We start from the raw sequence: 17,721 nt of genomic DNA on the forward strand, positions 1-17,721 counted from the left end.
GGAAGAAACCCCATTAATCTGACATACATCTAAAGCCTACCACTCGATACTTACAAGACTTCTACTGCGTAAATAGTACAAAATCTTGATCAATATGGCTGACTTTAAATTTTTCATCAGTAATGGTGTTTCCTCGCAACAAGTTTAGAGATATTAGATTAATACCTTCAGCTAAAAGGCATTGATGGAGTAAATTTAATTCTGACATATCGCAATACAAAGGAAGGTTAGTAAGTATCAAATAACGTTTCTCATTAAGCATTCCCATAGTGTGTATTACATTCTCTATTTTACCAGAAATCCTATTTTCATGCGGGTTATCAAGTTCTATCTTTTGCGATTTTAACAATCTTTCAAGTTCCCAACCGCTTTCAACAGTTAAGGGTAAATTATTCTCAATAATCTCTTGATTAATAACCGATTGCATTTCTATGTTCAAGTTATACAGCTGCTCCATCCCCTCCTCTGAAATAGAGTGCGATAAAATGCTGAAAACAAATTTACTATACGCATCCCTAATGTTATCGCCACTCACTGGATCACCCAAGAAAATTCCAACTTTATTTAATTGCTTCGTTTTATGATCTTCGCTATACACTATCAAATCGTCAATTCCTAATTGTATCGTGTTGACTACTCTTCCATAAAGTTCCGGCACTTCAATTGAGATGCTATTTAACCCCTCTTCAATTTGAATAATGCCAACATTTTCTATATTAATTTGCCCAATACTCATATAACAATCACCTTGTCATCTCGATTTTTAATATCTTTTTTCGGCTCTCCAACCAAAAAGTGCATACTTGCATATTGTTTTTCAGTAACCTGCAGCGTTTGAATTAGCCCGTTGTTAGGTACATGAACAACTATTCTTTTTTCTAACAAATTCGCCGCTTTTTGATTTGTAACAACCCTGACGTAGATGCTTTCTTGCATCATTAAGAAACCTTCACTCAACAAAGCCTTGCGAAATTGGCGGTATGCCCGCTGTTCAGCAGTTGTCTCAACTGGCAAGTCAAACATGACAATTAAACGCATAATTCGATACCTCATAATACGAAATCCATTTCAGGCAGTTCAGCCTTATCTTGGCTCAAATATTTGACGCATGACAAAACATGTAACTGTATTGCTTGCGCTAATTCCATTCTTTTGTCATTGAACTGAATGATTTCATTGAGAACATTAACTAGGTTCAATTTCAAATCCAATGAGAGCGATAAATTCTGTTGTGATAGGACGACACGATCGATATATGGACGAAAAGGCTCCATTAAGTCCGATGCTAAATTAAAGGCATTACTACTACTTTGATGATGGACACCGAGCTGTGTCAAATACCCAGCCGCCACTATCTCACGGCTAACAGCCGATAATAAGATTGAATAGCCATAATTCAAATGTGCATTGGTCAATAGTTCATCATTAGACCGTGTAAAAGATTTCCCATACATCCTCGAGAAATATTGCCTCGCCGCTTGTCCTTCAATATTATCCGGATCTCCTGGGCGCACCTTCTTACTAAGTTCTAATAACTTGTGATACTGCTCTTTAATATCAGCTGGTAGTGCTTGCTGCTGATTGGCAATTTTTGCAGAAGTAATTTTTTGCCATAACTCTTCTTTCAATCTTTGTTGCCAATTTATTTGTTTTAGAATATTTTCATTTTGATGAACATTTTCATGATAACCACAATATTCACCAACCGGCATCCCCTTTTCGTCACAAGTTATAATTTTAACGTGTTTCTTGTTCAATTCATTAATTGCATATGATGTAATCACAGACCTTGTATTCCCTAGTATCAGTACCCGAATATCATCAATTGGAATTTGAAAAGCATCATTCATTGTTTGCACGTTGATGTCATTCATTCTAAAATTAATTTTAGCTCTTTCATTAATTAAAACTGTTCTCCACGCCAAATCTCTTTCCCCTTTTCTAAATTAATATGCTATAATTTACTTGTGGTTAGCTACCACAAAATAAATTTGTTTAGCTAACAAATTTATTTTGGAAGAACCCATTAATCTGACATACAGGGTTAAAGTAACGCAAGGACTTATGTCCAAGCTTCATGATCTGAAAAGATGGCCTTATGGCCTTTTTTATTTGTCTTTATATACAAAAAGGCACCGCTTTATTCACTATTAAGCGGTGCCTTTTTCTTACAGCAAATCTGCAATTTTAACGCGTTTTTCAAATATTCCAGTTGTGGATTGATAGATAATCTCAGCATTATCAGATAGCTTTATACCACCAGGTTGTCTGTAATTTTTCCAATCTACAGCAGTTTTATCAATCATCTTAACGGGTTTTTGTTGCGCTGCATCTAATTGCAATCCCTTTAATATTGTTTCCAGAACTTCATACTTATTATCAATAAATTTAAAACTTTCTCTTAGAAAAATTAGTTTTTGTAAATCTTGCGCATAAAACGGAAAACGCTTCAATACTTTTTCACTAGTTAATAAATCAAAACCTTTAATCAATTCATCGTCGACCGAATCCTTGGTTAGTTGTGATATGAAATCCGCTTCTTTTGAAGGAAGCCATAATTGCTTCGCATTATGATAAAACTCATAAGAAACTAAATACATCAATTTTTCGTCATTTAATACCAATTGCCCAATCGGTATCATTTTGATCAATACTTTTTCAAACTTTTTTACCTCAGGTTGTTGCTTCACATACTCAATCAAATCAATTTGGCCCGATTCAATTTTCTTGGCTGCTGCAATTGACACCTTCACCAACAAATTTTTGCCATTTGCACGCACCAATGTCATATAAGCCGAATACGGATAAGTATACCCACCATACAAAGAAACGTCGGAACGTTGTTTATTAGTTCCAATCAATTTTGCTTTAGGATCAACGCCATAAATAGTTTCTTTATTCAGTGCACCATCATCCTTACCATTTCGTCGAGTGGTAAGGATATTCTTAAAGTTCATCACATGACGCAAATATTTAGTATTATCTTCCGACCAATTTTCATTCCCCTTGGCCATGGTTCCGACTACAAAACCAAAAGGACTGAGACGACGTACTGTATCACTAGCACTCGATTTCCGTAATTCTTTCAAATAATTATTTGTATACTGATCAAATTCGTTATAAACGTTAGCACCATCACGATCGGGATAGCGTACTTTCATGTACTGACCAGCCGCAGTAATTAACAACGCATCAAAAGCGTGATGGAAAGAATTAATTTCACGATGCTTCTTAATCGCTACAAGTCGACGCATATCAGAGGTAATTTCTGAACGAATTGCCACTGCCTTCGTTTCATTAAATTCTGTTTCAATTAGTGCTGCCACATTTTTAATAATTTGACGTGTTTCAACCAACTGCCGAGCAATAAAACCTGACTTCTGACCTTCAGAATAGTCTCCGCCCTTTGTCAGACGATCATACTTCTTTTGAGAAATGAAGCCAGACTTTTTAAGCGCCTTCCACAATCCGCCAGCAGCAGCTCGAACTTCTGTCGTATAAGATGCTGAGTCTGATTTACGGGCATTTTCAGGACGAGAAACTAGAACACGATTATCGATCGAATCGTCCTTTGTATATGCTTGAGGAATAATATGATCAATATCATAATCAGTTGACAGCTTATCAATATTAATTGGTTGACCGGTATACATATCTTTACCCTGCTGTATAAAGTATAAGTATAATCGATCGCCAATCCGGCTATTCTGCAGGGCATTTTTTTGGCTTTCCAATTCCTTTTTAAGGGCCTTGGCATCATCAGAAAGACTCTTGGACTTATAGATTTCTTTCAAACGGTTGTAGCGAGAGTTAGTACGTACAGAATTTTGGGTTTCCTTAGCAAATTCTAGATATACTCGTTCCGGTTCTTCACCTAGTGCTTTTTTGATATCCAACAAAACATTGAACGCCTGTTTAATTCCTCGCTTATTGGCAGGAGAGGTCGTTAATTCATCAATTTTATCTTGAATATTCTCACTACTCTCGGCAGTATTTTGCTGCTTAATCCATTCCTGAACACCATATTGGTCATTCGTGATAATAGACATAAAGTTTTTAGACGTTTTTTCAAGCTTGTCTAAAATTGACACTTTACGACCATTTTCAGAAATCATTTTAGTCGATAATAATTTATCAGATAAATTACCCCAACCGGTGTAATGCGTCTTTGCCAATTTTTGTACTTGTTCCTCAGTCAGATTAAGCTTACGAAGCTCCCTTTCAGCAATTTTAGCATCCTCAAAAACTGTTTGAACCTTAATCACATCTTCTAGCAACTGTTGATTAGCCGGATTCTCCATAAACTCTGTATCAAAAATTTTATTTAGGTCAATATAACTCGATAAAGTACTATTGAATTTAGTCAAATCAGCAAGACCCGTAATGGCAACCTCACCCTTGCCCTCTGAAAGATAAAAATCTTTAATCGCTTTCACAGATACTGTCTTCTTTGACTTGAAAATATCTTGAATCAAATCATGCTTAGTGACTTCATCAATCTTGTGTCCATCAATCTTTACATTATTCAATTCATTCAATACAGTAAATAACTGATATTTCAACGAGTTTTTAGGCAAAGTTGGCTCACCAATTAGATAAGTATCTGTCCCCGTCAGACGATCAATAAAATCTTGCGCAGCTTGATCACGATTAAACACTTGATCAAAGTTCCATGGCGTAACCTGACTTTTCTCAAAGCCGGCATTTCTTGTCACCCAGTGATTAGTTGCGTCACCACCAGATTGTTCAACATTTGCTACCGTCACCATCGGCCCTACATAGTAGGGCACTCGAAACTTCACTAATTCAACAATCTTATTGACCGATTGCCCCTCACTTGTACTGAATGTTTCTGCCAAGAAGGGATAGAATTTTTCTTGATTGCTGATAATTTTTTCAATTTCAGCCAAATGTAACTGATAAGGAATAACAGAATTCGACTTAGTCCTTTGCTTAGGTAGAAAATCATGGCTCTCAATGCGTTGCTGAATAGCAGTTAAATCTCCACTTGATAAGTCTGAGTTCTCCAACAAGGTTTTCATCCCTTTATCCGAATCGTCCTTAAGATAAGCCGAATAAATTTTTGAAAATTCCTTGTGTAAAATTTCCTGCGCTTTAGCTAACTTTTTAACTAATTTTAAATCTTGATTATGCTGTTGATAACGTTCCACCATCGCTGCGGAAATCGAAGTTTGATCACCCAACAGATTCATCAGGGTAAAGCCGTCAAAGGCCTGCCGAATTGCATTAAAAAGTTCCAACTCATCATCATCTAAATCAGAGACAATCACTTGGCTTTGTTCATCAAACGTTTCACTATCTAACTTTAACTTCCAAGCCTTTAAATCATCCACTGCTAAGTCCCGATTAAAAACCTTAGTAAAGTCAATAGTGTTACCAACAATTCCAGCTAAAATAGCCTGAACAGCATTTTTATCTTCCTTGGTATCAAAAGAAAATTCGGACAATAATTTTTCTGCCTTGGCTTTTTTAGACAAACTAAAACGTCGGTCAAAGCCGTTGGGGTATCAAGTGACCAAGTCAACCCTTTCGCTTCCGCATAGTTTTGAATAGCACTTTGTAATTCCTCTGGTTGGTATGTATTTCCAATAGACATTTTGGCTTGAAAATTAAGAAAATGCCCACGATATTTCACAATATGATGCATCGCCAAATAGATTTCCCGGAGGTCAAACTTCCGATCTTCAGTCATCAATGCATATCGTAAATGATAAATTGTATGATACTTCTCATGAAAGGCCTTTGTCTCTTCCTGAGTTGGAAAAAGATAGCCTCCATAATAATTTGCTTGATTAGCTTCATCCTTTGGATGAACATAAGAGAACTTCAATCGAGCAAAAAAATTCTGATCAACTTTATTAATTTCACTAGAAAAAAGCTCCTCAAGTAAACGCAAACGCCACTTTCTTCGAGACAAACGACGTCGAGTTGTTCGGTTTCCTCGTCTTTCAGCCGCTGTTTGAGCTGTTTCAAATAGACGCACACCAATTAAGTTTTTTCCCTTAGCTCTCGCTAATTTTCCCTCTTCGGTCAGGACAGCCCAACCGACTGAACCGGTTCCAATATCCAATCCCACACTATAGCCCATTTGCTTCTCCTCCAATTATTTATTAAATAATTTTTTCACATTCATAGCTATCATTTTACATTAAAACTTTTCTAATATGTGGTATCGATAAAACTTTTCATGTTAAACAGATGGACATGAAAAAAAGACCTTTCGGTCGTTTTCATAATAGTTATTTAGAATCACTTTGTTCTGCTTCATCACTAATGTCCCGACGGTTCGTGTCGGAATCTGAATTAGCGCCAAAACCTGCTTGACGATATTGGTTACGAAATGCCTCATTGCGCTGCCGTCCCGTATGGACAAAGTACATAATAATGGCCAGAATCAACAAAGTCAGTAACCAGTGACTCAGGAAGAACAGCACAATCATCACAAAACCAAGTGCCAACAAAATATAAGGGACAATGCGGAGCGCTCCTCTAAAGATCAAATAAATGCCCCAAATAACTAAAATTAATCCAAAAAATATCACGGTTATACCTCATATATTACTTCCAGTGTTGCTTGATTTTAGCGCAAATAGATTAAACTGGGATAAAATTTATCGCTGACGCTCATTCACGGTCGCCTTAATCTCACAATCCGTAAAATAAGTCGTAATCGTACTGGTAATAATAATATTACCATAAGACATTCAAATAATAGACTTCATCTGCTATGAGATTTAAATACGATTATCAGCACATGTCAAATCATCTAGACATAAAATGTAAAATATGTTTTACTAAATTTGTAAAGTACTTTTTACAAAAATGGAGAACAACATGGAAAATCACATTCATGACCGACGAAAGGCACTAAAGCTATCACAGGATGAGTTAGCGAAACTGACCAACGTTACCCGGCAAACCATTAATGCCATTGAAAATAACAAATATGATCCCACACTGGCACTTGCCTTTAACTTAGCCGCAGTCCTAAATACAACAGTACAAGAACTATTCATTCACGAACGACCACAGGAGAGAGAACATGAGTAAGACACAAAAAATTATTCGCTTTACCTTTTGGATTAACCTTATTTGGCACACCATCTTAGTAGCTGGATTGCTCGGCGTCTTCTTGCAGTGGTCACAAGCCTATCTACTGCTGATTCTTGCCCTTGTTATTTCAGCCTACCCCAGCCTATATTTGCCAAAAAAATATGGTGTAAAAGTCACTAATCAGTATGACCCTTTCTATTTTATTCAGGATGAACGGGAAAAAGAAATTGCTTTCAGGATCCACAGTAAAATCTTTGTTTCCTATTATCTGATTATCGGATTTGGTTTCGTAGTCCTCACCAATGTCTTTTCAGACGGCATTACTTTAGAATTTAAAATTTTCTTGGCGACAGTTTGGTGTGCAGTGGCGCTCTTCTTACCAAATATCCAGTACTATCTTCTTTGGAACCACTACGATCAATAAGAATAGAAAAAGGCATCCCAACCGGGATGCCTTCTCTTAGTAGCCCCAGAGGGAGTCTATTTATCCCTCATATATCAACGTTTTAGAGTTTATCCGCTACTTTATCCGCTATTTTATTCAATTAACCCCGCTAATATCTCGGGTGTGTCGTCGCTTGCTCGCTTGGTTATATCGCTATAAATGTTTAATGTGATTGAGGCGTCTGCATGGCCTAAATAGGTCTGTACCTGTTTTACTGTTGCGCCTCTATCTAGCGCTAATGTCGCCCACGTATGCCTTAACTTGTGCATAGACAACCCAACTGCCACTCCATAGCGCTTGCTTACCTCGTGTAGCCATTTATTCGGTCTTAATATCTGTAATGGCTTTCCTTGGTTGTTAAAAACAAAATCAACCTTTTTAATATAGTTGCTAAGCTCGTACCACCTAGCCAAGGCTCTCATCATGTTATGATCTATTTTTAAAGTTCGCCGACTCGTTTCAGACTTAGGAACTTTTATATATGTTCCGCCACCTATTCCACGGCCTAAGGCCTGCTCTATGCTAATGTAATTATTTTTAAAGTCTACATGCTTCCACTGTAAAGCTAGTACTTCCTCGGTTCTCATCCCCGTGAAAGCAACCAACCTTAACAGTGTGTACGCCTGCCTATTTACATGGCAATACTGGCCATCCAGTACCTCTATAAACTTTTTAAATTCCTCAACATCTAAAAACTTCGGTAGGCTACTTTGTTGCTTCCGCTGTCGTGGCATATCTACCTTGCTAAAAGGGTTTGCGTCAATCATCCCCAATTTAACCGCCATATCTAACAAACGTCTTAAATATCCGACCGCCTTACGGTAGTAGATTATTTTCTTTTGTAGTGTGTTAATATATTTCTGTAGTGATATGGGTGTTATGTCATTTACTAGCACATTGCCCCAATCAGGCAGAATATAAAGCCTAAAGATTCTTAGTGTTTTGTTTAGTGTACTTTCCTCTACAGTGTTTTGGTAGGTTTCTAGCCACATTTCATAAAGCTCCCTGACAGTAAAAACTGTTTTGGGGGCTTTTTCGTTGTATTGACTTTGTCCGTTGCTAAATAACGTTACTTCATTGTTAAACCATGCTGACGCCTCACGTCTGCTTGTAAAGCCTCGCTTTTGTACCTTCTTTCTTTTTCCGTTGGGCTGTAGTCCTAAATAGCCGACTACTTCCCACGCTTTGCCTTTCTTGGTTTGCACCTCTTTTAATTGCATATCACTGCCTCCATAGCACCCCAGCTATGTACAAAAGGGCAAAATATGGGGATGTCATGAAACAAGGCGTGCGTTTTTACCGTCACTGACAGTCCATGAACGTCACGCCTCTTATTTTGCCACCATCTTGTCCCTTTGTACAATGTAACAGTTTTATTTATCTTTTAACTCTCTTTTAAGCCTAGCTGTTCAGGCTATAAACCCTTTCGGCCTCTTCTAGCTCTTCATCCGCAACTTTTAACCGCACTTCCCGTATTTTCTGGCGATCATAAATAGCCCACGCCTCTTCTTCTGTGAGCGTCTTCTGTGTTTTGTCGCCGTTTTCTAATCGGTCCACGTCATAACCTAACTGATTAAGCAAGTCTTGAAACGTTTCCGCCTCTTCTTCAGCATGGATCTCTTTGTTTTCATGTAGCTTGGCATAGTATCGATAGATAACCATCCCCTGATAAAACTTGTTCATTTGCCACTTTTGGCAAAAGATAAGGCCAGCCATTACCAGTAGTAAAATTGCTATAAAAATGTTCATGATTTGATTTCCTATCCCTTTCTGGTTACATAAAAGTAGTCACAAAGGGTTGCTCAAACTCCTATATATACATATATATAAATATTAGTAAAATAGATGTAATAGGTAATGAATTAGTGTTTAGCCTTACTCTAGTAACTAGTTTGGCAATTACATTTAAAATTACAAATTACGTTTTTTTTTCCAAAAAATTGTGAAGTCAATAACTATCGACTTTTGAAAATGTAATGTTTTCACGCTTATAAGTAAGGCTTTTTTATGTTTAAGTAATCCTTTTTTTGACAAAGCAACGAACTGTTTTTCTATTTAGATAAACTGGCTTTTTTTCATAGCCTTCACGTTGCATGACCATTTGAATCTGATTTTTTAGTTCCTTAGATTGATAATCAATCATCTGGCTATACAATTCTTGTTCAATTGCCGCGTTCAACTCACTCACTCGAATTGACTCGTCAAACTCGTGTTCTGATTTCAAAACATTCATGATAACGTCATCGATTTCAGCGAATACGTTCAAGTTTTCCGTCATGTTTTCAAAACTAATCAACTCCATCTGTTTGTTGATGTCGTCAATCGTCTTGTCTGGCTGTACAATCACATCAGAATAATAATCACGAGCCTCTGCTAATACATTTTCGTACCAGCTATCTGGCAACTTGAAAGCGTTTTGCTTGATTTTATAATCGTTCACAATGACCGGGATAATTCGACGATTACCACCCAAATCAGTTAGATAGGAACTATCGTTTGTTGTTCTTGAGATAACGAAGTGACGTTTTTTCGTCTCACTGTTACGTGCATACGCAGGTCGATAAGTGAACTCGTTCGTTGAGACAAACTTTTTAAACACCTTGTCACTATTGATCGCCGTCACTTGCATTTCGTCATCGTTCACGATTAGATTTTTCATCATGATTTCAAAGTCGTCTTTTTTGCTAAAAGACATGAATTGGTCGGTATAATACTGACCGCCTAATCGTTTTAAAAACGACGTCTTACCAGTTCCTTGATTGCCGATAATATCCAATGTGTATTGGAATTTACCTGTATCAACCCCGTAAGCCCCGCCTACTAAATTGATAATCCAAATGCCAATTGCCTTGTTAATGTCTGGGTTATCAACCCCGAATAACTCTTCGCCAATCGTCCACAAGCGTGCTTTCTTATCCCAGCTTTTTGATTCAATCCAGTCATAAACTGATGAAAAAACACGTTGACTAGCTGCCGACTCGATTGCCTCGAATAATTTACTCATAGGGTAAGCACTATCGTATTTCCGTTCTAAGAACGCTTGAATAAGCCGTGCTTTGTTGTCCGTCATTTGACCAGCTTCAACTAACACTTCCTGTCCTTGCACGTCTTTTTTAAGAACAATTTGACCGATGAACTCGTCATATTGAATATCGAAGTTGTCCAGAAGCGTTTCGGCCATGACTGTTGTTTTAATTGCCATTAATTCCCCCTAGTTTTCCATCTCAAAACACAACTCGACAACCTTGTTAGTAATATCAATTGACAAACCCGAGATAGTTTTTAATATTGTGTCACTGTCGTATTCATCCACTTGTTTATTTTTAATTGCTACTGCTAACAACTGGGCAATGGCGTTAATCTCTGATGATAAATCTGATATAATTTCAAGATCTAATTTATATAACGTTGTTACTTCTTGTTTTTCCATGTTAAAATATAGCCAAATAGTCATTAAAAAAGGCGTTGTACTCAAGTCATCCCCTCTAGTCGCCAAACTTAACGGGATGTCTTTTTTTGTGCCTTTTTCATGCTTTCGGCTCTCCTTTCTTAAATATCAGCAAATAACTTTGCTTTGATGTCTTGGTAGTCGTTGCCGTCCAGAAGATACAAGGATATATGTTGCTTAGCTCGTTCTAGTCGTTCTTTCTGGTCATTATCTAACGCCTCTTCCGGGCTATTGACTTCTTTAGATTTTTTGAGTTGCTTAGGTGTCAGCGCCGTGGCGCACTTATAGGTTAGTTGATGGTAAGTTCGTATAAGCGTACTTATCGAACTTACATCTCATCCCCCTTAATGCCATTCTTTAATCGCTTTGCTAATCTCGTCGCGGTCGTACATTGTGCCGTACCCTGTAACGTGTGCCTGCACTCGTCCAGTGTTCACTAAATGGCGCTTGAAAGTGTTCGACGAACACCCTGCATACTTGGCCGAGTCTTTTAGGTTAAGCCACCTTGGCCACTCTGTGACTGTCTGCGTTGTTTGTTCCATGCTCTGTGCTTACCTCCTATACATGTTCAGCAAGCCAATTAGAGACCCGCTTGTAAATATCAATGCGAACGGCTACGCCATCAGCTTGTCCTTCTATTCTGTTAAGTGTTGGACGTGATACCCCCAACTGCTTAGCTAGGTTCTCCTTGGTTAAGGACAACTCGCCACGCTTTCGCCTAATCGCCTTTTGTGTATCTGGCGTAAGATAATATAAATGTTGTTTCATTCCCGCACTCCTTTTTATTTCATTTTTGTAATATTTCAACGTTGAAACAAGTATAATATTACATCGTTGAAACGTCAACACTTATTTTTCATTTATGAAACGTTATGATAAAATTACTTTACTAGAGGTGTAATGATGAACAGAATAAAAGAGCTTAGACAACAAAAAAAACTTAGCTTAGCTAAGCTTTCTGACCAATTAAAGAAAAATTATAATTTAAAAATATCAGCACCATCCCTAATGCGTTACGAAAACGGCACAACAGAACCAAAACTAGCAACGTGGCAAAAGCTGTCTGATTTCTTTGGTGTGTCTGTTGGTTATTTGCAGGGTATCAGTGATATACGAGAACCATTTGAATCGCACACAATGGAGGAATGGTGGGACAAGACTCTTGGATACATGGCAGATGTTAACCCTCAAGTTTTCGATGAAGAACGTAAAAAGCACGAACAAATCAAGGCAACGAAGCAAGTCGCTCCCATCTTGGATGTCATCTCTAAAAATGAGAGTTTGCCTGATAATTACATCGATTATAATGTTGAGATTAAAGACGATACGACAAAGGCCAATATCTACAAAGCAACAAGCATGCTAGCAGAACTCGGTCGTAACTCATCCCCAGAAGCGAAAGCAGACTTACAACGTATTACCGAACTGCTAGAACATCTAGAAGAACGTACACAATTACCACCAGAATTAGGTGGATATGAGTAATAAAAAAAGCCCTACTCGTTTGAGTAAGGCTTTTCTTATTGGGGATGTTTAGCGTTTCTGCCACTTCTGGCAAAAAAGTAAAGAGGTTGTATTTTGCCACCTCTTCCAATCTATGCAACGTCTTTTGTTTAATTGTTATCTGTCCCGTCTCTATCTCGGTGCAGGTTTGAACATTTTCGCCACTTTTGTCAAAAGCGTCAGCAAATCATAGCCCCCCCCTATCTTGAATATTTAATAAAGCACACATATATCGTCACCTTGTGTTACGCACCCATTTTCAAAAGTTTTTTTCTGGGGTGGTTATGAACCGCCAAGCGTTCTTGTGTAGCCATTTGTGTTTTTAAAAAGTACCCCATAAGCCCACCCTAGAAACCCGACAAAAACAACTAAATATTTTTATCAAATGCCTGTTTAATAGGCTTTTAGGGGATGTACCCCCCCCTACCTAAAAATTTTAAAAATTGAACTTTTATACAAGGCGACGATATGTGAGCGCTCTATTCGTCAGACGAACATGGGCGGGGGTATGTTAAACTTTAAAACGTTTTTAGTGTAGCTAATACTGACATAAAATAAAAACGCTTAAATCGTCTTATATAGCTTATTTATACAATCAAATAAAAAAGCCCTTTCGGACTTTAGTAGCTGTTATACAAACATTTTTTGCAAGTAGCCTTTTTTCTGTTCCTTGAGCAAATCCAACTTACGCTGGTTAGCAGTGATAAGATTATCTAGCTGATCAAAGAAATATCCTATTTTATCTTGTTCATCCAATGTTGGTACATCAATCGGCATATCTGAAAAGGTATCAACGTGGATACGCTTTGCCTTTCTAGAACCATTAGCAATATTTCCTTGATACAAATAAAAGCTCTTGCGCATCACATAGTCCATCTTTTGCTTTTCTCGTTGATCCGCTTGTCAGCTTAACCACATCTTAATTAGTCTAGTGAGTCCATCATATTGTCCACAAATAGATATTTTTTGTCTATTTGTGTGATGTCTTCAATATTTTCAATACTAGCCGTGATAATTTGATTATCAGGAAAATATTTGTGTACTAATTGATACATCAAAGATACGTTATCTTTGCTAATTTCCTTGCCAAATGGTGAATCAATAACTATGGGTAAGATTAAAGACGTTTTTTCTTGAAAAACCTTTAAATCTGCCATTCTGAAAGAAAATACTAACAGATGTAATACCGCACCACTATACTTTTTTAGCTCATTTAATTTAATTACCGCCGGAGTATCAATAAGATATTGATCTACACCCAGAAATTTCGCAAATATCATTGTTTTCTGATACAGCTTGTGCGAGTAAGCAGAGTTATTAATTTCTGTTGATAATTTTTTCTTTAAGTTGGTTCCTTCAATTTTTAAATTTGAAATGATTTTCTCAACATCTGAACTATTTAAGTTCATATTTGCAACTAGGCTATTAAATGTTTGTAATTGCGACTCTGAATCAAATAAGTCCATCTGTTCTTGTAACTTTAGTTCTATTTTAGATTTATTAGACAACAATGTTGAATATTTTCTATTTAAGATAGATAATCTCGCATCAATAAAACTTTGTGTCTCTTCAAATCCAATGATATTTTTTTCTGACACGATTACTTCTTCACCAGATTCAGTTTTAACTCTTAATCCAAAACCAGTAATCATTTTTTTGAATCTTTTATTTTCTCTTTTGGCTTCATTGAGTGATTCTATTTGAACCTTTAGTGAAGAAATATCTAGCTTGTTTAAGCGCAATTTGTCATTCAGTTCATCAGGATATGTCCAATCAATTTGTGTACTTTCGTAACGAATCTTATCTTGATAGGCTAGTATTTTTAATATATTTCGGTAGCCTTGAATCTGATGGTCTATATCTTTAATTTTTTCAGCATAATCATCAAAATTACTATCATCAAGTCCTTCTAATAGGCGTTCAATATTAAATTTAATACTTCCTATAACATTGCCTCTGTTTAATAATGTCCATCCTTTCTCTTGATCAAAGTATAATAATCCCAGCAGGTTATCCAATAATTGAGGTTGCGTTACTCCTGTCAGAATACTCAAAATGGTATTCAATTCATTTTTACTGTCAAAGATACCAACTAATTGATCATTTTTAAACACAGAAACACTGTCACCATTACGATTGATTTGAAATATATCATCAAAGTTTTCTAGTGTTAACTCAGTTTCTAATTTTTTGAATTGTAATCCCTTAGTGCTAGGAACATTCCATCCAAAACTATATAGTAATAGACGTATAAAAGTAGTTTTACCAGCACTATTTTTATTACTTGTAATTAATGAATGCTTACCAAAATAGGCGTGTTTGTTTTCTATTTTTATTTTGATGATTTTCATAAATTCATCACTCCTTTTATATTTCTTGTAACAGTGTAAGTTTTAATTGAAATCCAGAGTATAAACTTTGCTATGTCATCATCTTCATCATCTACTAGACCAAGATCGTTTTTAAGTTGGAGATGGTAATTGTTTATGAAGTTTATCATCAAATCTTGTCTACCCAAGCTTAAATTTGCTTGTTTGAATAGCATGAAGTTAGTTTCTATAGAGTTTACTAATTGAAAGTTTTCCATTAGCCGATTTAAGTAGTGAAGATAACTATCCTGAATATATCCCTCATTAATTGGTAAAATTTGACATTCATTGAAAAAGTTATCTAAATTGGGGTTCTGAAACATGGCTGTAACGACAGTATGCGAATAAAATTGTTCTTTAGTAATCGTTTTTTGAGGGAACTCCGTTGTTTTGATAATCATTTGTCGCCATTCATTTTTTAGATTATTAAAATGCACTGCTGATAAGCCCATTGAGCCAATAAAATTATGTATTCTGGCATCCAGTTCTGATTCTCTTGTCATAGAATCTGATCCTTCATAAGCTATTTTCATAACACCTAGCTTATTTTTATCAATATTTGAATGAATTGCTAATTTATCATCAATTTTTGTTTTAAGTTTTTGTGATAAATCACTATATTTATAATATGCGTATGGTTTAAAAAATTCGTTAGAATTTTTTAAATTTCCAAGAGGATTGTTAGCGTTCGAAACGTATGTTAATGATTTTAAATTTTTATTTTTGGAATCTTCATCAAGAGTTTTAAGAGCTTCTGTTAATTTTGTCGACATATTTTTAGTATCAGGGTTTTGAACTTCTTTAACCTGATAGAATCCATATTTACCGTCTCTGAAAAGTATATCTATATCATCTTCACCTTCAACATTAATTGATTGTACATCTGTGGCATTATCAATTAATAGTATTAGACCCACAATATCTTGGTAATGAAACCCTGCTTGTGTTGCTGAAGCGTTAGTATTATTCATATTGATTAACTACAATCCTATTCTATATATTGTTTATAATTTACATATTACTACGGATGTTTATCCAAAATTGATTTGATCCAATATGTTTTCTCTACTAGCCTGGTCTAACCCAAGGTAAGTCAAGGTCATGGCTTCACTAGAATGATTCAATAAGTGCATGACTAACCCAATATTGTAGTTTGACTGCGTATAGACTCGGTAAGCACCTGTTTTTCGCATCGTATGTGTGCCTAGGTAGTTGATACTTAATAGATCACCAACACGTGCCATGACCTTATAAAACTGTTTCTCAGTAATATGACGATCTGAATGTGACGTTGAGGGAAATAACCAATCTGAATTGATATTTTCTTGGACAAGCCAATCATGATATTGCAGTAAGTCTTGTTGGACAGGCTTTAGATACAATGTATTCGCTTTCCCTGTCTTTTTATCATGAATAAAGGCGGTATTTTTGACCAAACCATCAGGATTGTAGACGTCTGATTTCTTTAACGTCATGAGATCACTCACCCGTAGTAGGGTAGCTTTTCCAACTTGAAAGATGGTGTAGTTGCGACGACCAGCCCGAAAGCTATCTAGTAAGGTATATTGGACCATCTTTAAAACATTTGAGTCTTTGATTGGGAGTACGATTTGTTGAACCATAAAACATGTATGCCTTTCTAACAATAAATAACCATTATTTTGTCGAGCTTTCATTTGTGCTATTCCGCTTTTAGCAAGGGTTTCGGACGTATTTATAAATCAAATGGATAAAGGTTACTTTGCCAGTTTTTCGATTAACCATTCAATCGAAAAGAAGAGAATAAAAATTATCGGGATAGGCAAAAGTCTGGCTACCCAAATATTGATATTAGGATCTTGAGATAGTACATGGTATAGCCATTCAGCAATTAGAAAGGCACCTATTCCGCTTATAATGGCTTTGATGTTTTTAAACATGATATTCCTCCAATTATTGATGTTAATATAGCGTCTATTATATCATTTAACGAAAAAACAGCCCCCCATTATCTGACTAGCGGATAGTGAGGGCTGTTTTAATAGTCTTTTCGAGGGGTTATTATGTAATTATAGACCCTATACAAACATCTTTTGTAAAAAGCCTTTTTTCTGTTCTTTCAATAAATCTAACTTACGTTGATGAAGAGCGATAGTCTCGTCTAACTGTTTGAAGAATGAACCGATTTTTTGTTGTTCTTCTAATTTTGGATATAAAAGATTTACTTGCTTTAGATCAGAGTTATGCAGATGAACTACAGATTTCCCTTGAGCTCTCTTCGACATTTCTTGTTTTTGAGATCCATTAGAAATAGTTAAAGCTAAAAAATAGAATCAATATAATTTACTGGTTTAATTATATTTAAATCTCCGCCTAAAATTAGACCTGATTTACCAACAACTGAAGCTCTAGAAATATCTTCTGAAGATTCTCCTGATGCAGGTACTATGACTTTAGATCCTTCACTAATTATTGATTTATCTTTCTTATTTACAAATGTATCTACTTTCTTAATAACTGTTTCATATTTTGTATATAAGCGACCATATAAAATTATTGGATCCCCAAATTCGACTAAATCATTTTTTGTATATCCATTGCCTTTTGAAAAACTAGCTAATTCACCTAACTTACGCTCTTCCCATTCATCCGTGAATCCTTTAAATCGCAATTCAGGAACTTTTGCACCATTTTTAGGGAACATTTTTTGCAAGTAGCCTTTTTTCTGTTCCTTGAGTAAATCTAACTTACGTTGATGAAGGGTGATGAGGTTGTCTAATTTCTTGAATAGTGTTCCAACTTTAGCTTGTTCTACATTACTAATTGGAACTCTGAATTCTGAATTAGCTACTATCTTCCAATCTGAACGAGGCATTTTTGTGCCCGTGGATAAATTAGAAATT

At 36.1% G+C, this 17,721-nt stretch carries 21 protein-coding genes; 3 read left to right on the forward strand and 18 right to left on the reverse strand.

The window, feature by feature from the left end:
• Positions 1-61 precede the first annotated feature (61 nt).
• From csn2 to BLW39_RS02005, 6 genes are all read right to left on the reverse strand, one after another.
• A complete protein-coding gene (gene csn2 / locus BLW39_RS01985) occupies positions 62-736 on the reverse strand; it encodes a type II-A CRISPR-associated protein Csn2 (RefSeq protein WP_059376515.1) in 675 nt (224 codons plus the stop codon).
• Complete coding sequence (gene cas2, locus BLW39_RS01990; RefSeq protein ID WP_059376518.1) at positions 733-1,038, reverse strand: CRISPR-associated endonuclease Cas2; 306 nt, start codon at positions 1,036-1,038, stop codon at positions 733-735. Before cas2 ends, csn2 begins: the two co-directional genes overlap by 4 nt.
• An 11-nt stretch (positions 1,039-1,049) precedes the next feature.
• Positions 1,050-1,925 (reverse strand): type II CRISPR-associated endonuclease Cas1, encoded by an 876-nt coding sequence (gene cas1 / locus BLW39_RS01995; protein WP_059376520.1) that lies wholly within the window; start codon positions 1,923-1,925, stop codon positions 1,050-1,052.
• A gap of 243 nt (positions 1,926-2,168) precedes the next feature.
• The gene (gene cas9, locus BLW39_RS02000) at positions 2,169-5,468 is read right to left on the reverse strand and encodes a type II CRISPR RNA-guided endonuclease Cas9 (protein WP_059376523.1); all 3,300 of its coding nucleotides are present in this window, start codon (positions 5,466-5,468) and stop codon (positions 2,169-2,171) included.
• Positions 5,411-6,109 carry a type II CRISPR RNA-guided endonuclease Cas9 gene (gene cas9 / locus BLW39_RS06965; protein ID WP_059376526.1) on the reverse strand — a complete coding sequence of 233 codons (699 nt, stop codon included), beginning with the start codon at positions 6,107-6,109 and terminating at the stop codon, positions 5,411-5,413. Before cas9 (BLW39_RS06965) ends, cas9 (BLW39_RS02000) begins: the two co-directional genes overlap by 58 nt.
• Before the next feature lie 151 nt (positions 6,110-6,260).
• On the reverse strand, positions 6,261-6,563 hold the full coding sequence (locus BLW39_RS02005; protein WP_143404244.1) for a hypothetical protein: 303 nt from the start codon (positions 6,561-6,563) through the stop codon (positions 6,261-6,263).
• Positions 6,564-6,855: 292 nt separating this feature from the next.
• Here BLW39_RS02005 and BLW39_RS02010 point away from each other — a divergent pair, with 292 nt between their 5' ends.
• Positions 6,856-7,071, forward strand: a complete 216-nt coding sequence (locus BLW39_RS02010) for a helix-turn-helix transcriptional regulator (protein ID WP_059376536.1) — start codon at positions 6,856-6,858, stop codon at positions 7,069-7,071.
• Positions 7,064-7,498: a hypothetical protein gene (locus BLW39_RS02015; RefSeq protein WP_059376539.1), complete on the forward strand. Its 435-nt coding sequence runs from the start codon at positions 7,064-7,066 to the stop codon at positions 7,496-7,498. The genes BLW39_RS02010 and BLW39_RS02015 overlap by 8 nt, the downstream gene beginning before the upstream one ends.
• Before the next feature lie 113 nt (positions 7,499-7,611).
• On the opposite strand, the gene BLW39_RS02020 is transcribed toward BLW39_RS02015, so the two are convergent.
• The 5 genes from BLW39_RS02020 to BLW39_RS02045 all read right to left on the reverse strand — a co-directional run bounded on the left by BLW39_RS02020 (position 7,612) and on the right by BLW39_RS02045 (position 11,735).
• The gene (locus BLW39_RS02020) at positions 7,612-8,739 is read right to left on the reverse strand and encodes a site-specific integrase (protein WP_059376541.1); all 1,128 of its coding nucleotides are present in this window, start codon (positions 8,737-8,739) and stop codon (positions 7,612-7,614) included.
• 181 nt (positions 8,740-8,920) lie between these two features.
• Complete coding sequence (locus BLW39_RS02025; protein ID WP_059376543.1) at positions 8,921-9,268, reverse strand: hypothetical protein; 348 nt, start codon at positions 9,266-9,268, stop codon at positions 8,921-8,923.
• 262 nt (positions 9,269-9,530) lie between these two features.
• Positions 9,531-10,721, reverse strand: a complete 1,191-nt coding sequence (locus tag BLW39_RS02030; protein WP_059376546.1) for a VapE domain-containing protein — start codon at positions 10,719-10,721, stop codon at positions 9,531-9,533.
• A 9-nt stretch (positions 10,722-10,730) separates the two neighbouring features.
• Positions 10,731-10,949: a hypothetical protein gene (locus BLW39_RS02035; protein ID WP_143404245.1), complete on the reverse strand. Its 219-nt coding sequence runs from the start codon at positions 10,947-10,949 to the stop codon at positions 10,731-10,733.
• 576 nt (positions 10,950-11,525) lie between these two features.
• Complete coding sequence (locus BLW39_RS02045; protein WP_059376558.1) at positions 11,526-11,735, reverse strand: helix-turn-helix domain-containing protein; 210 nt, start codon at positions 11,733-11,735, stop codon at positions 11,526-11,528.
• Positions 11,736-11,867: 132 nt separating this feature from the next.
• Between BLW39_RS02045 and BLW39_RS02050 the strand changes: the two genes are divergently transcribed.
• Positions 11,868-12,452 carry a helix-turn-helix domain-containing protein gene (locus BLW39_RS02050; RefSeq protein WP_082138814.1) on the forward strand — a complete coding sequence of 195 codons (585 nt, stop codon included), beginning with the start codon at positions 11,868-11,870 and terminating at the stop codon, positions 12,450-12,452.
• 648 nt (positions 12,453-13,100) lie between these two features.
• Here the strand turns inward: BLW39_RS02050 and BLW39_RS02055 are convergent.
• From BLW39_RS02055 to BLW39_RS07110, 7 genes are all read right to left on the reverse strand, one after another.
• Positions 13,101-13,346: a restriction endonuclease subunit S gene (locus BLW39_RS02055; protein ID WP_059376566.1), complete on the reverse strand. Its 246-nt coding sequence runs from the start codon at positions 13,344-13,346 to the stop codon at positions 13,101-13,103.
• A gap of 47 nt (positions 13,347-13,393) precedes the next feature.
• Positions 13,394-14,821, reverse strand: a complete 1,428-nt coding sequence (locus BLW39_RS02060; RefSeq protein ID WP_059376575.1) for a hypothetical protein — start codon at positions 14,819-14,821, stop codon at positions 13,394-13,396.
• Positions 14,818-15,810, reverse strand: a complete 993-nt coding sequence (locus BLW39_RS02065) for a dsDNA nuclease domain-containing protein (RefSeq protein WP_059376578.1) — start codon at positions 15,808-15,810, stop codon at positions 14,818-14,820. The genes BLW39_RS02060 and BLW39_RS02065 overlap by 4 nt, the downstream gene beginning before the upstream one ends.
• A gap of 60 nt (positions 15,811-15,870) precedes the next feature.
• Positions 15,871-16,461 (reverse strand): site-specific integrase, encoded by a 591-nt coding sequence (locus BLW39_RS02070; protein ID WP_059376580.1) that lies wholly within the window; start codon positions 16,459-16,461, stop codon positions 15,871-15,873.
• A 114-nt stretch (positions 16,462-16,575) separates the two neighbouring features.
• Positions 16,576-16,758 (reverse strand): hypothetical protein, encoded by a 183-nt coding sequence (locus BLW39_RS02075; RefSeq protein ID WP_059376587.1) that lies wholly within the window; start codon positions 16,756-16,758, stop codon positions 16,576-16,578.
• Between the two features lie 138 nt (positions 16,759-16,896).
• Positions 16,897-17,103, reverse strand: coding sequence for a restriction endonuclease subunit S (locus tag BLW39_RS07105; RefSeq protein WP_244267947.1), 207 nt, complete (start codon positions 17,101-17,103; stop codon positions 16,897-16,899).
• A 35-nt stretch (positions 17,104-17,138) separates the two neighbouring features.
• Positions 17,139-17,721 (reverse strand): restriction endonuclease subunit S domain-containing protein (locus tag BLW39_RS07110; RefSeq protein WP_483099076.1); only part of this gene is annotated, 583 nt, incomplete at its 5' end.

Origin of the sequence: Fructobacillus pseudoficulneus (genome assembly GCF_900108455.1) — a bacterium.
Taxonomy (GTDB): Bacteria; Bacillota; Bacilli; order Lactobacillales; family Lactobacillaceae; genus Fructobacillus; species Fructobacillus pseudoficulneus.

Excerpts from the sequence above, each read along its gene's own strand:
- csn2 (WP_059376515.1), bottom strand. The coding sequence starts at position 736 with ATGAGTATTGGGCAAATTAATATAGAAAATGTTGGCATTATTCAAATT.
- cas2 (WP_059376518.1), bottom strand. The coding sequence starts at position 1,038 with ATGCGTTTAATTGTCATGTTTGACTTGCCAGTTGAGACAACTGCTGAA.
- cas9 (WP_059376526.1), bottom strand. The coding sequence starts at position 6,109 with ATGGGCTATAGTGTGGGATTGGATATTGGAACCGGTTCAGTCGGTTGG.
- BLW39_RS02010 (WP_059376536.1), top strand. The coding sequence starts at position 6,856 with ATGGAAAATCACATTCATGACCGACGAAAGGCACTAAAGCTATCACAG.
- BLW39_RS02015 (WP_059376539.1), top strand. The coding sequence starts at position 7,064 with ATGAGTAAGACACAAAAAATTATTCGCTTTACCTTTTGGATTAACCTT.
- BLW39_RS02020 (WP_059376541.1), bottom strand. The coding sequence starts at position 8,739 with ATGCAATTAAAAGAGGTGCAAACCAAGAAAGGCAAAGCGTGGGAAGTA.
- BLW39_RS02025 (WP_059376543.1), bottom strand. The coding sequence starts at position 9,268 with ATGAACATTTTTATAGCAATTTTACTACTGGTAATGGCTGGCCTTATC.
- BLW39_RS02030 (WP_059376546.1), bottom strand. The coding sequence starts at position 10,721 with ATGGCAATTAAAACAACAGTCATGGCCGAAACGCTTCTGGACAACTTC.
- BLW39_RS02035 (WP_143404245.1), bottom strand. The coding sequence starts at position 10,949 with ATGGAAAAACAAGAAGTAACAACGTTATATAAATTAGATCTTGAAATT.
- BLW39_RS02045 (WP_059376558.1), bottom strand. The coding sequence starts at position 11,735 with ATGAAACAACATTTATATTATCTTACGCCAGATACACAAAAGGCGATT.
- BLW39_RS02050 (WP_082138814.1), top strand. The coding sequence starts at position 11,868 with ATGATGAACAGAATAAAAGAGCTTAGACAACAAAAAAAACTTAGCTTA.
- BLW39_RS02055 (WP_059376566.1), bottom strand. The coding sequence starts at position 13,346 with ATGGACTATGTGATGCGCAAGAGCTTTTATTTGTATCAAGGAAATATT.
- BLW39_RS02060 (WP_059376575.1), bottom strand. The coding sequence starts at position 14,821 with ATGAAAATCATCAAAATAAAAATAGAAAACAAACACGCCTATTTTGGT.
- BLW39_RS02065 (WP_059376578.1), bottom strand. The coding sequence starts at position 15,810 with ATGAATAATACTAACGCTTCAGCAACACAAGCAGGGTTTCATTACCAA.
- BLW39_RS02070 (WP_059376580.1), bottom strand. The coding sequence starts at position 16,461 with ATGGTTCAACAAATCGTACTCCCAATCAAAGACTCAAATGTTTTAAAG.
- BLW39_RS02075 (WP_059376587.1), bottom strand. The coding sequence starts at position 16,758 with ATGTTTAAAAACATCAAAGCCATTATAAGCGGAATAGGTGCCTTTCTA.
- BLW39_RS07105 (WP_244267947.1), bottom strand. The coding sequence starts at position 17,103 with ATGTCGAAGAGAGCTCAAGGGAAATCTGTAGTTCATCTGCATAACTCT.